Origin of the sequence: Streptomyces sp. NPDC006529 (assembly GCF_040611795.1) — a bacterium.
Taxonomy (GTDB): domain Bacteria; phylum Actinomycetota; class Actinomycetes; order Streptomycetales; family Streptomycetaceae; genus Streptomyces.
In genome coordinates this window covers 40909-54475 of the sequence record NZ_JBEXPB010000022.1, presented here as the reverse complement: position 1 = coordinate 54475, position 13567 = coordinate 40909, and the positions used below count along the sequence as shown (strand labels likewise).

Annotated in this window: 13 protein-coding genes; 2 read left to right on the top strand and 11 right to left on the bottom strand. The window is 73.6% G+C overall.

Annotated features, from left to right (window positions below; translation table 11 throughout):
* Positions 1 to 31 precede the first annotated feature (31 nt).
* Positions 32 to 1399 carry a peptidase C39 family protein gene (locus tag ABZY31_RS17380; protein ID WP_356410887.1) on the bottom strand — a complete coding sequence of 456 codons (1368 nt, stop codon included), beginning with the start codon at positions 1397 to 1399 and terminating at the stop codon, positions 32 to 34.
* Positions 1400 to 1695: 296 nt separating this feature from the next.
* On the opposite strand from ABZY31_RS17380, the gene ABZY31_RS17375 reads away from it, so the two are divergent.
* Positions 1696 to 2271 (top strand): hypothetical protein, encoded by a 576-nt coding sequence (locus tag ABZY31_RS17375; protein ID WP_356411002.1) that lies wholly within the window; start codon positions 1696 to 1698, stop codon positions 2269 to 2271.
* A 389-nt stretch (positions 2272 to 2660) separates the two neighbouring features.
* A complete protein-coding gene (locus tag ABZY31_RS17370; RefSeq protein WP_356410884.1) occupies positions 2661 to 4622 on the top strand; it encodes an AAA family ATPase in 1962 nt (653 codons plus the stop codon).
* Positions 4623 to 4652: 30 nt separating this feature from the next.
* Here the strand turns inward: ABZY31_RS17370 and ABZY31_RS17365 are convergent, their stop codons facing one another.
* The 10 genes from ABZY31_RS17365 to ribD all read right to left on the bottom strand — a co-directional run bounded on the left by ABZY31_RS17365 (position 4653) and on the right by ribD (position 13419).
* Complete coding sequence (locus tag ABZY31_RS17365; RefSeq protein WP_356410881.1) at positions 4653 to 5723, bottom strand: hemolysin family protein; 1071 nt, start codon at positions 5721 to 5723, stop codon at positions 4653 to 4655.
* On the bottom strand, positions 5720 to 7171 hold the full coding sequence (locus ABZY31_RS17360) for a hemolysin family protein (RefSeq protein WP_356410878.1): 1452 nt from the start codon (positions 7169 to 7171) through the stop codon (positions 5720 to 5722). The genes ABZY31_RS17365 and ABZY31_RS17360 overlap by 4 nt, the downstream gene beginning before the upstream one ends.
* A 178-nt stretch (positions 7172 to 7349) precedes the next feature.
* Positions 7350 to 7814, bottom strand: a complete 465-nt coding sequence (locus ABZY31_RS17355; RefSeq protein ID WP_356410876.1) for a PH domain-containing protein — start codon at positions 7812 to 7814, stop codon at positions 7350 to 7352.
* 63 nt (positions 7815 to 7877) lie between these two features.
* Positions 7878 to 8726, bottom strand: coding sequence for an ATP phosphoribosyltransferase (hisG, locus tag ABZY31_RS17350; protein WP_356410873.1), 849 nt, complete (start codon positions 8724 to 8726; stop codon positions 7878 to 7880).
* Between the two features lie 75 nt (positions 8727 to 8801).
* Positions 8802 to 9083: a phosphoribosyl-ATP diphosphatase gene (locus tag ABZY31_RS17345; protein ID WP_356410871.1), complete on the bottom strand. Its 282-nt coding sequence runs from the start codon at positions 9081 to 9083 to the stop codon at positions 8802 to 8804.
* A 35-nt stretch (positions 9084 to 9118) separates the two neighbouring features.
* Positions 9119 to 9604: a 6,7-dimethyl-8-ribityllumazine synthase gene (gene ribH / locus ABZY31_RS17340; RefSeq protein ID WP_356410868.1), complete on the bottom strand. Its 486-nt coding sequence runs from the start codon at positions 9602 to 9604 to the stop codon at positions 9119 to 9121.
* Between the two features lie 91 nt (positions 9605 to 9695).
* On the bottom strand, positions 9696 to 10991 hold the full coding sequence (locus tag ABZY31_RS17335) for a bifunctional 3,4-dihydroxy-2-butanone-4-phosphate synthase/GTP cyclohydrolase II (RefSeq protein ID WP_356410865.1): 1296 nt from the start codon (positions 10989 to 10991) through the stop codon (positions 9696 to 9698).
* Entirely contained in the window at positions 10988 to 11641 is a 654-nt protein-coding gene (locus ABZY31_RS17330; RefSeq protein ID WP_356410862.1) for a nicotinamide mononucleotide transporter family protein, read from the bottom strand. Before ABZY31_RS17330 ends, ABZY31_RS17335 begins: the two co-directional genes overlap by 4 nt.
* Positions 11638 to 12276, bottom strand: coding sequence for a riboflavin synthase (locus tag ABZY31_RS17325; RefSeq protein WP_356410859.1), 639 nt, complete (start codon positions 12274 to 12276; stop codon positions 11638 to 11640). Before ABZY31_RS17325 ends, ABZY31_RS17330 begins: the two co-directional genes overlap by 4 nt.
* Positions 12277 to 13419: a bifunctional diaminohydroxyphosphoribosylaminopyrimidine deaminase/5-amino-6-(5-phosphoribosylamino)uracil reductase RibD gene (gene ribD / locus ABZY31_RS17320; RefSeq protein WP_356410856.1), complete on the bottom strand. Its 1143-nt coding sequence runs from the start codon at positions 13417 to 13419 to the stop codon at positions 12277 to 12279.
* Positions 13420 to 13567 lie beyond the last annotated feature (148 nt).

Genomic DNA, 13567 nt, shown 5'->3' with positions numbered 1-13567 from the left:
ACGGAGCGGAAACCGCCCCGGCGGCCTTTCCTCAGAGCACGCCGACCGCGCGCAGGGCGCGCGCCTGCGTGACGCTCGGGCGGCACGGCGCGTAGAGGTAGCAGACACCGCCGCTCGCGGAGACGACCTTGCCGGAGGCGTGGTAGCGCTTGGTGCGCAGCCATACGTTCTCCCATTCGCGGCGCCGGTAGACGCGGCGCACGGACGGGTCGTCCGGTGAGTTGGGGTCGTTGGCGACGACGTCCCCGGCGGGCGTGAAGCCGGTCACCGTCATGAGGTGGCCCGCCGTGCCGTAGCCCGCACCGGTCAGTTCCCCTTCGCGGAAGGACTGGGAGGTGATCACGGGGATGCCCGCCGCGATCAGGGTCTCGACGTCGGTGAGCGAGCCCAGCCGGGTCACCACGGCCGCCAGGTCGCGGTAGGTGGCGGCGTAGGCGGCGTTGAATGGCCAGTTGCCGCAGCCCTTGTAGGCCGCGTCGTAGGTGCCGCGGGCCGCGTGGCAGACCTGCGGGTCGGCGTACTCCTTCCTGACCCAGGCCAGGTCGGCGGCGCCGGGCCCGCGCCCCCAGTACTCGACGACCATCTGCGAGGAGGTGGGGCTGCACCACGCCTCGCCGCCGTTGTCGTACTCGGGGTACTGGCCGACGTGGATCTCCTGCGAGTAGCGCGGGACGGCGAGCTCGCGGGCCGTCCCGGGCACGGAGGCGGGCACGGTGAACCGGTCGGGGACGTCCGAGGCCATCGCGCCGGCCAGCCAGACTTCCGGGCCGAGCGGGGCGCCGGGGCGGCGGTGGAGGGTCAGCCGCAGCCGCCACTCCCGGATCCGCAGGCCGCCCGCGCTCGCGGAGCCGTCGAGGGCCAGGGTGTCGGTCCAGACGGTGGAGGTGCCGTCGCTCTGCCCGTCCACCGAGGTGCGCCGGATGTCGCCGTCGCCGGAGGCCCAGCGGCCCATCACGTACCAGGGGCCGGTGACCCCGTTGGTATAGGTGGCGCGCAGCTCGGCCTGGAGCCAGGTCCCGGCGGGCGTACGGGCGTTCCACGACGCGATGACCTCGGTGGCGGGCACGGCCGGGCGGTGCGCGGGCGAGGTCCAGGTCGCGTACTCCCAGGTGATCTTCTTCCCGGTGTGCGGGTCGGCGTACTCGGTGCGCCCGGCCGGGGTGGCCATCCGCAGCCCGGGGCGCGCGCCGGTCACCGCGGTGGTCCCTTCGTGGGTCCCCGCCTGCCAGTGGCCGTACGCGTACCAGAACCGGTTGTCCACCGCCCTGCCCGGGGCCGGGGCTCCCCCGGCCCCCTTGGGGGCGGGCGCGGCCGCGGACGGGGTGGCGGGGACGGCGGCGGCCGTGGCGGCGGCGAGGGCCGCCGCGAGGACGGCCCGGCGCGGGGTGGGCGTGGTCATGGGCGGGAACCCCCAGTGGTGCGGTCGGGCGACGTACGGGGCGGGCGGAGCGGGGCGGACAGGACGGGCGGTGCACCGCGGCCCGGGCGCGCGGAGCGTGCGGGCCGCGGTGCGTCCCCGCCACCCTCCCAGCTCGCGGGCGGCCGGGGCCATGCGGCGGGCCGTGTCGTGCGCCGCCGTAGGCTGGCCGGGTGGAACCATCCGTCCCGTCCGGCCCGCCCGCCTCGCACGCGTCCCCCGCCGGGGCCGCGCCGCTCGACGCGCTCGCCCGGGAACTCGTCAGCGCGGCGCCGTCGCTGGGCCCCGTACGGGTGATCGGCATTGACGGCCACGCGGGCTCCGGCAAGAGCACCTTCGCCGCGCGGCTGGCCGGGGCCCTGGGCGGCGCCCCCGTCCTGCACCTCGACGACATCGCCACACACGAGGAGCTGTTCGACTGGACGGAGCGGCTGCGCACCCAGGTGCTCGACCCCCTGGCGGCCGGGCGGGCGGCGCGCTGGGCGCCGTACGACTGGGTGGCGCGCCGCTTCGGGCCCGACCGGGTGCTGGAACCGGCTCCCGTGCTGCTCGTCGAGGGCGTCGGCGCGGGCCGCCGGGCGCTGCGCCCGTGCCTGGCGCGCCTGGTGTGGATGGAAATGCCCCGGGAGCAGTCCTGGGGGCGCGGGCGGAACCGGGACGGGCGCGAACTGTCACTCTTCTGGGACGGATGGGAGCGCGCGGAGCGCGCGCACTTCGCGGACGACCCTTCGCGCCCCTTCGCGGACACGCTGGTGCGGCAGAGCGGTACGGGATACGAGTGGTCTTCCGGGGCGGATGCGACCGCCCCGCGAGCCCGCTCCGTCACCCCGAGTGACGAATTTCCTCGGTCCTGACCCGAGCCCCGTCCGGCGGCCGCCACCCCTGCCCGGGCGCCGTCCGGGGGCCGCTTGACCGCGGCCCGCGGCGGCCTTACGTTCTGAATGTGCGGTTTTTCAGGGCCGCCCCTGACGCGGAGCCCCCGGTTGTTCCCCCGTGACCGGGGGCTCCGCTCTGCCCCCGGAACCTCCCCGGCGGCCCTCCAGGACACCTGCCCCCGCACGCCTCTTCACTCTCCGTGAACGCGTGCGCCCCGGGTGTACCTCCGACGGGTGTCCGCCGCACCCTACGTATGGCGGGGGACCGCAGGTACGATGCCACCCTGATTTCATCGGCGCAGGGGACAACTCGCGTGTACAACACGGGTGTTGCCGCGCACCACGGGGGCAGGCTTGTGGGGGATGTGATGGACTTCGGCATGCCGGGCAGCGCCTACGAGCCGGCCGAACTCGCCTGGCTGCGCGGAGTGGACGCCTGCACCATGGGCGCCTATCCGCAGGCCGAGGAGGAGTTCCGGGCGGCCGTACTGCTCGACCCCTCGATGGCCGACGCCTGGCTCGGGCTGCACGCACTGCGGGTGGACACCACCAACGCGCTGCTGCGCATGCACGCCCACCGGGACCGCTTCGGGGAACAGCGCGCGCGGCACCGGCGCACGCTCAACTCCTGGTACTGGCTGGGCTGGTGGGTCCAGCCGGTACTGGAGAGCAAACGCGATCTGCTGCTGGCGCACGCCTCGCACTGGCTGGACGGCCGGCACGTGCCCGAGCTGGACCGGGCGCTGGCGGCGCTGCCGCCGGTCGACACCGACCCGCAGGTGCGCTTCCTGCACGCCTGCCGCGCCTATCTGGTCAAGGACTGGGAGCAGTTGGTGCGGCACACCGAGCCGCTCGTGGACGATCCGCTGCTCGGCATCGAGGCGGGCCTGTTCGGCGGGATGGCACGGGTCCGCCTCGAAATGTACGGGCAGGCGGAGCCGATGCTGTCGGCGGCGCTGATGCGCTGCCGCAGCGAGCAGCCGCAGCGCAAGGAGCTGCGGTACTGGCTGGCGCGGGCGCACGAGGGCACCGGGCGCAGCGCGGCCGCGCTGCCGCTCTACCGGGCGGTGCACCGGGTCGACCCGGCGTTCATGGACACCGCGGCCCGGCTGACCGCGATCTCCGAGAACGACGGCCTGGACGGGCTGGGCGGCGGCGAGGAGTACGGGATCGCCGCGGCCGACGGGGACTTCGCCGCCGTGGCGCTGGGCGGCGGGCTCGGGACGGACATCGCGGCGGACGGGCAGGCCGAGGCCGACCCGCTGCTCTGCGGCGAGCCGCCGGAGACCCGCTTCGCCCCCGGCGCGGGTGCGGGCGCGGGGAACGCGCCGGTGGGCCCGGGACCCGACGCCGCCGGGCGCCCCGACGGCGTACGGCACCGGACCGGCCTACCGCCGCAGGCCGGGCCGCCGGGCTTGCCCGCCGGACCGGCCGATCCGGCGCTGCTCGCCGAGGCGCTCGCCGAGCTGGAGCGGATGGTGGGCCTGGAGCCGGTCAAGCGGCAGGTCAAGGCGCTCTCGGCGCAGTTGCACATGGCACGGTTACGGGCCGGCCAGGGGCTTCCGGTCCAGCCGCCGAAACGGCACTTCGTCTTCTCGGGTCCCTCCGGGACGGGCAAGACGACCGTGGCCCGGATCCTGGGCCGGGTGTTCTACGCCCTCGGGCTGCTCGGCGGCGACCACCTGGTGGAAGCCCAGCGGGCGGACCTGGTGGGCGAGTTCCTCGGCCAGACGGCCGTGAAGGCCAACGAGCTGATCGACTCGGCGATCGGCGGGGTCCTCTTCGTGGACGAGGCGTACAGCCTGTCCAACTCGGGCTACAGCAAGGGCGACGCGTACGGGGACGAGGCGCTCCAGGTGCTCCTCAAGCGGGCCGAGGACAACCGGGACCACCTGGTGGTGATCCTGGCCGGCTATCCGGCCGGCATGGACCGGCTGCTCGCGACGAACCCGGGACTGTCCTCGCGGTTCACCACCCGGGTGGACTTCCCGAGCTACCGGCCGCCGGAACTGACCGCGATCGGCGGGGTCCTGGCGGACGCGAACGGGGACCATTGGGACGAGGAGGCCCTGGAGGAGCTGCGCAGCATCAGCGGGCACGTGGTGGAGCAGGGCTGGATCGACGAGCTGGGCAACGGCCGGTTCCTGCGCACCCTCTACGAGAAGAGCTGCGCCTACCGGGACCTGCGCCTCGCCGGCTACGCGCTGACGCCCTCCCGCGAGGACCTCTCCACGCTGCGGCTGGCGGACCTGATGCAGGCGTACGGCGAGGTGCTCTCGGGCCGCGGCCCGCAGGACCGGGGCCGCCCGGACCCGCCGCCCTCCCTGTAGGAGGAGCGGCGGGCCGGGGGCCTTCACCCGTCAGGGGGTCAGCGCCCGTTCGGGGCGCCGGGCCGGCGGGGTGGTCGTGCGGTGCGCGGGGTCGCGCACCTCGCCGACCAGTTTCTCCAGTACGTCCTCCAGCGCGACCAGACCGAGCACGCGCCCGGCGGGGTCCGCGACCTGCGCCAGATGGGTGGCGTCGCGCCGCATGACGCTCAGCGCGTCGTCCAGCGGGAGCGTGGAGGACAGCGTGGTCATCCGCCGCCAGACCCGCTGGGGCACGGCCCCTTCCCTGGGTTCCAGGTCCAGGACGTCCTTCACGTGGACGTAGCCCATGAAGGTGCCGCTGTCGGAGCGGACCGGGAAGCGCGAGTAGCCGGTGCGCACGGTCAGCTGCTCGATCTGGCGCGGGGTCACCGAGGGGGTGACCGTCACCAGCCGGTCGCGGGCGAGGAGGACATCGGTGACCGGGCGGCTGCCCAGTTCCAGGGCGTCCTCCAGACGCTCCTGCTCGCCCGGGGCGAGGAGTCCGGCCTGCCGGGAGTCCTCGACGAGCCGGCCGAGCTGGGCGCGGGTGTAGACGGCCTCGACCTCGTCCTTGGGCTCCACCTTGAACAGGCGCAGCACCAGGGTCGCGCAGGCGCCGAGCGCCGTGGTGACCGGCCCGCAGACGCGGGCGAAGGCCACCAGGCCGGGGCTGAACCACAGGGCGGTCTTCTCGGGGGCGGCCATGGCGAGGTTCTTGGGGACCATCTCGCCGATGACCAGGTGCAGGAAGACCACCGCGGCCAGCGCGAAGGCGTACCCGAGGGGGTGGACCAGGCCGTGCGGGACCCGCGCGGCCTCGAAGAGCGGCTCCAGGAGCCGGGCCACGGTGGGTTCGGCGACCGCTCCCAGGGTGAGGGAGCAGACGGTGATGCCGAACTGGGCCGCGGCCATCATGCGGGGCAGGTTCTCCAGGCCGTGCAGCACCTGGCGGGCCCGCTTGGAGGAGGCCGCGAGGGGCTCGATCTGGCTGCGGCGGACGGAGACGAGCGCGAACTCGGCGCCGACGAAGAAGCCGTTGGCCAGGACGAGGAGCAGGGCGAAGAGCAGTTGGAGCGCGTTCATCGCATGACCGCCATTTCACGCCGCCCGTCGGCGCCGCCGCCGTCGCTGCCGTCGTTGCCTTCTTCGCCGGAGCCACCGGCGGCCGTACGGGCGCCGGAGACCTCGGACCCGGGCTCGGCGTCCGACCCGGGGGCGCTGTCGGCCGTACGGACCAGGCGGACCCGTTCGGCGCGGTAGCGGCCGACCTGGCGGACGGAGAGCTTCCAGCCGGGCAGTTCGGCCAGGTCCCCGGGGGCGGGGATCCGGCCGAGCAGATCGGCGACCAGGCCGGCGACGGTCTCGTAGGGCCCCTCGGGCACGTCGAGGCCTATCCGGCGCAGGGCGTGCACCCGGCAGCTGCCGTCGGCCTCCCACGAGGGGCGGCCGTCCTCGGCGGGCACGGCGGCCAGCTCGGGGCCGTCGTCCTCGGCGAGGTCGTGCTCGTCGCGGACCTCGCCGACGAGTTCCTCCACGATGTCCTCCAGGGTCACGACTCCGGCGGTGCCGCCGTACTCGTCGACCACGACGGCCATCGGCTGCTCGCTGCGCAGCCGTTCCAGCAGCGGCTGCACCGGCAGGGAGCCGGGCACCAGCAGCGGGGCGACGCAGATCCGGCCCACGGTGGTGCGGGCGCGCTCGGACTCGGGCACGGCGAGGGCGTCCTTGAGGTGGACCACGCCGGTGACCTCGTCGATCCGCTCGCGGTAGACCGGGAAGCGGGACAGGCCGGTGGCCCGGGTCAGGTTGAGCACGTCGGCCGCCGTGGCGGTGTGCTGGAGGGCGCTGACCTTCACCCGGGGGGTCATGACGTGCTGGGCGGTCAGTTCACCGAGGGAGAGGGTCCGGACGAAGAGGTCGGCGGTGTCCTGTTCCAGGGCGCCGGCCTGGGCCGAATGGCGGACCAGGGAGACCAGTTCGCCCGGGGTGCGGGCGGAGGCCATCTCGTCGGCCGGTTCCACGCCCAGCGCCCGCACGAGCCGGTTGGCGACGGCGTTGAGGCCGGCGATGACCGGCCGGAAGGCGCGGGAGAAGACGTCCTGGGGACCGGCCACGATCCGGGCCACCTGGAGCGGCCGGGAGACCGCCCAGTTCTTCGGGACCAGCTCTCCGACGACCATCTGGACCGCGGAGGCGATCAGCATGCCGGCGAGGACGGCGATCCCGGTGACCGCCCCGCGGGGCAGTCCGGTCGCGCTGAGCGGCCCGGTGAGCAGCCCGGCGAGGGCGGGCTCGGCGAGCATGCCGACCACGAGGGAGGTGAGGGTGATGCCGAGCTGGGTTCCGGAAAGCTGGAACGACAGCTCCCGCAGGGCCTTGACGACCGTACGGGCGCGTTTGTCGCCGTCGGCGGCGGCGCGTTCGGCCTCGGGTCTCTCCACCGTGACGAGGCCGAATTCGGCAGCCACGAAGAAACCGTTGGCGAGGATCAGGGCGAAGGCCGCCACGAGCAGGAGTAGCGGGGTGGTCATGCCGCCGCCTCCGGGGGGAGGGCGGCGCGGGTACTACCGGACGATCCGTCCATTGCTGGAGGGAGTCACTCCTCAAGTCGCAGGTACCCACGGGCCGCGTTGTCCCGGGGCCGGTGGGAGGGCGCGTGCGTGCGCCCCGCCACCAGGGTAGTCAAAGAGATCCAGGCCGCAATGGGACTCAGCGTCCGAGTGGTCCGCTGCCGTGGTTCTCGGCCAGCGCGCGCAGCGCGCGGGCGTCGCTGATCGCCTGCTCCTTGGCCACTCCGGGCTGGATCCCGAGGGCGGGCAGGCTGGTGCCGTCGTTGAGGTCGAGGAACACCCAGGGGTCGCCCGGACGGAGGTTGACGCGCAGGATCTGCGCCCATTCCAGCCGCCGGGTGGTGGTGAGGTTCACGACGGTGACGCCGGTCTCGTCCGCGACCACCTTGGGGCGGCTGAGCAGGACGAGGACGGAGGCGAAGAGGGCCGCGGTGATGACGAAGCTGAGCCGCTCGCCGCCGCCGAGGTTCTCCAGGAGCAGTCCGATCGCCGAAATGGTGGCGAACATGACGAGTCCGACGCCCAGCAGGATCACCCGGGTGCGGGTCGGCCGGAAGGTGACCGGCAGGGCGGGCGGTGCGGGCTTGGCGGCGGACTCGCTCATGGGGTGCTCGGTTCTACGAAAGGACGTGGGGCGCAGGGAGGGGCCGGCGGACGACCGGGCGGATCAGAGCCGGCACGCGTGGATCGAGGTGGTGAGGATCGCGCGCGCGCCCAGCTCGTACAGGTCGTCCATGATCCGCTGGGCCTCCTTGGCCGGGACCATGGCCCGGACGGCGACCCAGCCCTCGTTGTGCAGCGGGGAGACCGTCGGCGACTCCAGGCCCGGCGTGAGGGCCACCGCGCGCTCCAGGTGCTCGGCGCGGCAGTCGTAGTCCATCATCACGTAGCTGCGGGCCACCAGGACGCCCTGGAGCCGGCGCAGGAACTGCTGGGCGCGCGGGTCGTCGGGGTCGCTGGCGCTGCCGCGGACGACCACGGCCTCGGAGGTCAGGATCGGCTCGCCGATGACCTCCAGGCCCGCGTTGCGCAGGCTGGTGCCGGTCTCGACGACGTCCGCGATGATCTGGGCGACGCCGAGCTGGATGGCGGTCTCGACCGCGCCGTCGAGGTGCACGACGGAGGCGTCGATGCCGTGGTCGGCGAGGTGCTTGGCGACGATTCCCTCATACGAGGTCGCGATCGTCATCCCGGTGAAGTCCTCGGGGCCCTTCGCCGTGCCGGGGATGGTGGCGTAGCGGAAGGTGGACCGGCCGAAGTTCAGCGGCAGGATCTCCTCGGCGCTGGCGCCGGAGTCGAGCAGCAGGTCGCGGCCGGTGATGCCGATGTCGAGCCTGCCGGAGGACACGTAGATCGCGATGTCCTTGGGGCGGAGGTAGAAGAACTCCACCTCGTTCTCGGGGTCGACGACCACGAGCTCCTTGGACTCCTTGCGCATCCGGTAGCCGGCCTCATGGAGCATCGCCGACGCCGGTCCGGAGAGGGAACCCTTGTTGGGGACGGCGATGCGCAGCATGGGTCTTCCTTGGGTGCGTAGGTGCGAAAGGTTGGGTGCGTGCGGCGCCCCGGGCCCGCCCGGCGGCTCGTCGGCTCAGAGGTGGGCGTAGACGTCGTCGAGGGAGATCCCGCGCGCCACCATCATCACCTGGACGTGGTAGAGCAGCTGGGAGATCTCCTCGGCGGCGGCTTCCTTGCCCTCGTACTCGGCTGCCATCCAGACTTCGGCGGCCTCCTCGACGACCTTCTTGCCGATGGCATGGACTCCCTTGCCGACCAGCTCGGCCGTGCGGGAGGTGCTCGGGTCGCCGTTGGCGGCCTTGAGCTGGAGCTCGGTGAAGAGCTCTTCGAAGGTCTTGGGGGGTTTGTTCGCCATGATGGTCCTCAGAATAAAGGGTCCGCCCCTGCCGGTTAGCGCCAGGGTTCGCTGACGGTGCGCAGGGTCATGGCGGTGGAGACGGCGGCGGTGACCGCTTCGTGCCCCTTGTCCTCGTTCGACCCTTCGAGCCCGGCGCGGTCCAGCGCCTGCTCGTCCGTGTCGCAGGTCAGTACGCCGAAGCCGACGGGGACTCCGGTGTCGAGCGATACCTGCACCAGGCCCTGGGTGACGCCCTGGCACACGTACTCGAAGTGGGGGGTGCCGCCGCGGATGACCACTCCCAGGGCGACGATGGCATCGTAGCCGCGCCCGGCGAGGACCTTCGCCACCACCGGCAGTTCGAAGCTGCCCGGGACGCGCAGCAGGGTGGGCTCGTCGATGCCCAGCTCGTGCAGGGCGCGCAGGGCGCCGTCGACGAGGCCGTCCATGACCTTCTCGTGCCACTGGGCCGCGATCACGGCCACCCGGAGGTCTCCGCAGTTCTTGACACTCAGTTCGGGTGCGCCCTTGCCGCTCACGGCTCTCCTCGGTTTCTCGGTTCTTCGGTCGGTGGGTGGGTCGGTGGGTGGGTCAGGTGGTACGGGTGTCGCCGGCGCCGGGTGGCGCCGGCTACTGGTTGCCGCAGGCCGAGACGGACACGGCGCCTTCGAGCCAGGGCAGGTCGTGCCCCATCCGGTCCCGCTTGGTGCGCAGGTACCGCAGGTTGTGCTCGCCCGTCTCGGTCGGCATGGCCTCCCGGCTGACGACCTCGATGCCGTGGCGGACCAGGGCCTCGGCCTTGTGGGGGTTGTTCGTCATCAGGCGGGTGCTGCGGACCCCGAGGTCGGCGAGGATCTGGGCGCCCGCGCCGTAGTCGCGGGCGTCCGCGGGCAGGCCCAGCTCCAGGTTGGCGTCCAGGGTGTCGCGGCCGCGCTCCTGGAGTTCGTAGGCGCGCAGCTTGGCCAGCAGGCCGATGCCACGGCCCTCGTGACCGCGCAGGTAGACGACGATCCCGCGGCCCTCGGCCTTGATGCGCTCCATGGAGGCGTGCAGCTGGGGGCCGCAGTCGCAGCGCTGGGAGGCGAAGATGTCGCCGGTCAGGCATTCGGAGTGCATCCGGGCCAGGACGTCGCGGCCGTCCCCGATGTCGCCGTGGACCAGGGCGATGTGCTCGACCCCGTCGACCGTGGAGCGGTAGCCGTACGCCGTGAAGTGCCCGAAGGAGGTCGGCAGGCTGACCTCGGCCTCGCGGCGCACGGTCGGCTCGGCGGAGCGGCGGTAGGCGATCAGGTCCTCGATGGAGATGATCGTCAGGCCGTGCTTGCGGGCGAAGGGGATCAGCTCCGGCAGCCGGAGCATGACCCCGTCCTCACCGGCGATCTCGACGATGGCGCCCGCCGGGCGCAGGCCCGCGAGGCGGGCGAGGTCGACGGCGGCCTCGGTGTGGCCGTTGCGGACCAGGACGCCGCCGGGCTTGGCGCGCAGCGGGAAGACGTGCCCGGGGCGGACGAAGTCCCCCGCGGTGCTCGCGCCGTCGGCCAGCAGCCGCAGGGTGGTGGCGCGGTCGGCGGCGGAGATGCCGGTGGTGACGCCGTGGGCGCCGCTCGCGTCGACGGAGACGGTGAAGGCGGTCTGCATCGACTCGGTGTTGTGCGTGACCATCTGCGGCAGTTCCAGGCGGTCCAGTTCCGGACCCTCCATGGGGGCGCAGATCAGGCCGCGGCACTCGCTCATCATGAACGCGATGATCTCGGGGGTGGCCATTTCGGCCGCGATGACGAGGTCGCCCTCGTTTTCCCGGTTCTCGTCGTCCACGACGACGACCGGCCGGCCCGCCGCGATGTCGCGGACGGCCTGCTCGACGGGGTCGAGCAGGAAGGGCCCGGGGTCGGTGCCGCTCTCGTCGGGCACGGGCTTGAGGATCATGCCGTTGCTCCTTCCATGGCCGGGGCGTCGGTGGTGCGGGAGCGCTGGTACCAGTCGTGGGCGCCCCACAGGACGAGGGCGAAGTACACGACGTAGACCAGGCCCGAGAAGACCAGACCGCTCTGGAACGCGAGCGGAACGCCGACGAGGTCGACGAGCAGCCAGGCGAACCAGAACTCGACCAGACCGCGCGCCTGGGCGACCATCGCGACGATCGTGCCGACGAAGATGTAGGCGTCCGCCCACGGGCTCCAGGACAGCGAGGGCACCAGGGTGAAGAGGCCGCCGACGGCGAGGGTGCCCAGCGCCGCTCCGGCCAGGAGCAGGCCGCGCTCGGTCCAGGTGGCGGTGCGCACGGCGATGGAGCCGTCCTGGGCCTGCCGCTTGCCGCGCTGCCAGGCGTACCAGCCCCAGCCGGCCACCGCGATGACCAGGAGCTGCTTGCCGACGCCGCCCGCGAGGTGGGCGGTGGCGTAGGCGCCGACCAGGATCAGGCCGGAGAGGAGCTGGGCGGGCCAGGTCCATATGGAGCGGCGCCAGCCGAGGGCGAGGGCGGCCAGGCCCATCAGGTTGCCGATCATGTCGGACCAGATGACCTTCTGCCCGAAGACCGCGAAGGCCTCGGTGTTGAGCCAGGAGAGCGCGCTCACCGGTCCGTCTCCTTCGTGGTCTGCCCGGCGGGGGTCAGCGGGTCGACTCCGGCGGCCAGGAGGCGCTCGACGTACTTCGCGAGGACGTCGACCTCCAGGTTGACCGGGTCGCCGGGCTGCTTGATGCCGAGCGTGGTCAGGTTCAGCGTGGTGGGGATGAGGCTGATGGTGAAGTGGTCGGCGGCGGCGTCGACCACGGTGAGGCTGACGCCGTCGACCGTGATGGAGCCCTTCTCGACGACGTAGCGGGCCAGTCGGGGCGGCAGCGAGACCTTGACGAGCTCCCAGTGCTCGGAGGGGGTCCGGGACACGATCCGGCCGGTGCCGTCGACGTGGCCCTGGACCAGGTGTCCGCCGAGGCGGCCGCCGAGGGCCATCGGGCGTTCGAGGTTGACCCGGGAGCCCTGGGCGAGGGCGCCCAGGCTGGAGCGGTTCAGGGTCTCCTGCATGACGTCGGCGGTGAACTCGCCGTCCCCGGTCTCCACGACCGTCAGACAGACGCCGTTGACGGCGATCGAGTCGCCGTGCTTGGCACCTTCGGTGACGACGGGGCCGCGCAGCCGGAAGCGGGAGGCTTCCGCCAGCTGCTCGACGGCGGTGACCTCGCCCAGTTCTTCGACGATTCCGGTGAACACTCAGTGCTCCTTGGGGGCGGTGGGGGCGGAGGGGACGGCGGCGGCCGCGGGGACGGCGGTGACGCGCAGATCGGGACCGAGGCGGAGCACCTCGGTGATCTCCAGGCGCAGGGCCCGGGTGAGGGTCGTGATCCCGGCGTCGGCGAGGGCGTTGGGGCCCGCGCCGAGGAGGACGGGGGCCAGGTAGCCGACGATCTTGTCGACGGCTCCCGCGGCCACGAAGGCGCCGGCCAGGGTGGGGCCGCCCTCGACGAGGACGGAGCGCACCCCGCGGGCGGACAGTTCGGCGAGCAGCGCGTCCACGGAGAGCCCGGAGCCCTCGCGGGGCAGCCGGACCACGTCGACGCCCGCCAGGTGACCGGTGTCGGCGTCCTCGGCGACGGCCACCAGGGTGGGGGCCGCGTCATCGAGGACGCGGGCGGCGGGCCGGATGCCGGCGCGGGTGTCGAGGACCACGCGCAGGGGCTGGCGGGCGCCCTCGACACCGCGGACCGCGAGGTGCGGGTCGTCGGCGCGCAGGGTGCCCGAGCCGACGACGACCGCGTCGGCCTCGGCGCGCAGCCGGTGGACGTCGGCGCGGGACGCGGAGCCGCTGATCCAGCGGCTGGTGCCGTCGGCGGCGGCGACCCGGCCGTCCAGGGTGGCGGCGTACTTCCACAGGACGAAGGGGCGGCCCAGGCGGACGGAGGTCAGCCAGGCTTCGTTGCCCGCCTCCGCCTCGGCCCGCAGCAGCCCGCCCGTGACCTCGACCCCGGCGCCGCGCAGGGTGGCGGCGCCGCCGCTGGCCTGCGGGTTCGGGTCGGGGACGGCGTAGCGGACGCGGGTGATCCCGGCGTCGATGAGGGCCCGGGCACAGGGGCCCGTACGGCCGGTGTGGTTGCAGGGTTCGAGGGTGACGTAGGCGGTGGCGCCGCGGGCGGCGTCGCCGGCGGCGCGCAGGGCGCGGACCTCGGCGTGCGGGCCGCCGGCCCGCTCGTGCCAGCCCTCGCCGACGATCCGGCCCGCGGCGTCGGCGATGACGCAGCCGACGGCCGGGTTGGGGCTGGTGAAACCGAGACCGCGCGCGGCCAGCTCGATGGCCCGCCGCATGGCGTGCGTGTCGTTCGCGTCGGCGTGGTGCGCCACCGGGTCCTCCTGCCTCATCGGGCACGGACTCCGGGGCCTGTCGGGATACGACAGATGAAGCGGGTAGCACACGCGGGGACGCCGGAGCCGGGATTCCGGTCCGTCCGAGACGTATCCCCTGGGGGTTACGCCGACGAACCGCCGACGGCGGCGTACCGGTGACTGG

Bases quoted from the DNA above. Each gene is read 5' to 3' on its own strand.
- ribD (WP_356410856.1), bottom strand. From the start codon at position 13,419: ATGAGGCAGGAGGACCCGGTGGCGCACCACGCCGACGCGAACGACACG.
- hisG (WP_356410873.1), bottom strand. From the start codon at position 8,726: ATGCTGCGCATCGCCGTCCCCAACAAGGGTTCCCTCTCCGGACCGGCG.
- ABZY31_RS17370 (WP_356410884.1), top strand. From the start codon at position 2,661: ATGGACTTCGGCATGCCGGGCAGCGCCTACGAGCCGGCCGAACTCGCC.
- ABZY31_RS17355 (WP_356410876.1), bottom strand. From the start codon at position 7,814: ATGAGCGAGTCCGCCGCCAAGCCCGCACCGCCCGCCCTGCCGGTCACC.
- ABZY31_RS17360 (WP_356410878.1), bottom strand. From the start codon at position 7,171: ATGACCACCCCGCTACTCCTGCTCGTGGCGGCCTTCGCCCTGATCCTC.
- ABZY31_RS17335 (WP_356410865.1), bottom strand. From the start codon at position 10,991: ATGATCCTCAAGCCCGTGCCCGACGAGAGCGGCACCGACCCCGGGCCC.
- ABZY31_RS17345 (WP_356410871.1), bottom strand. From the start codon at position 9,083: ATGGCGAACAAACCCCCCAAGACCTTCGAAGAGCTCTTCACCGAGCTC.
- ABZY31_RS17365 (WP_356410881.1), bottom strand. From the start codon at position 5,723: ATGAACGCGCTCCAACTGCTCTTCGCCCTGCTCCTCGTCCTGGCCAAC.
- ABZY31_RS17380 (WP_356410887.1), bottom strand. From the start codon at position 1,399: ATGACCACGCCCACCCCGCGCCGGGCCGTCCTCGCGGCGGCCCTCGCC.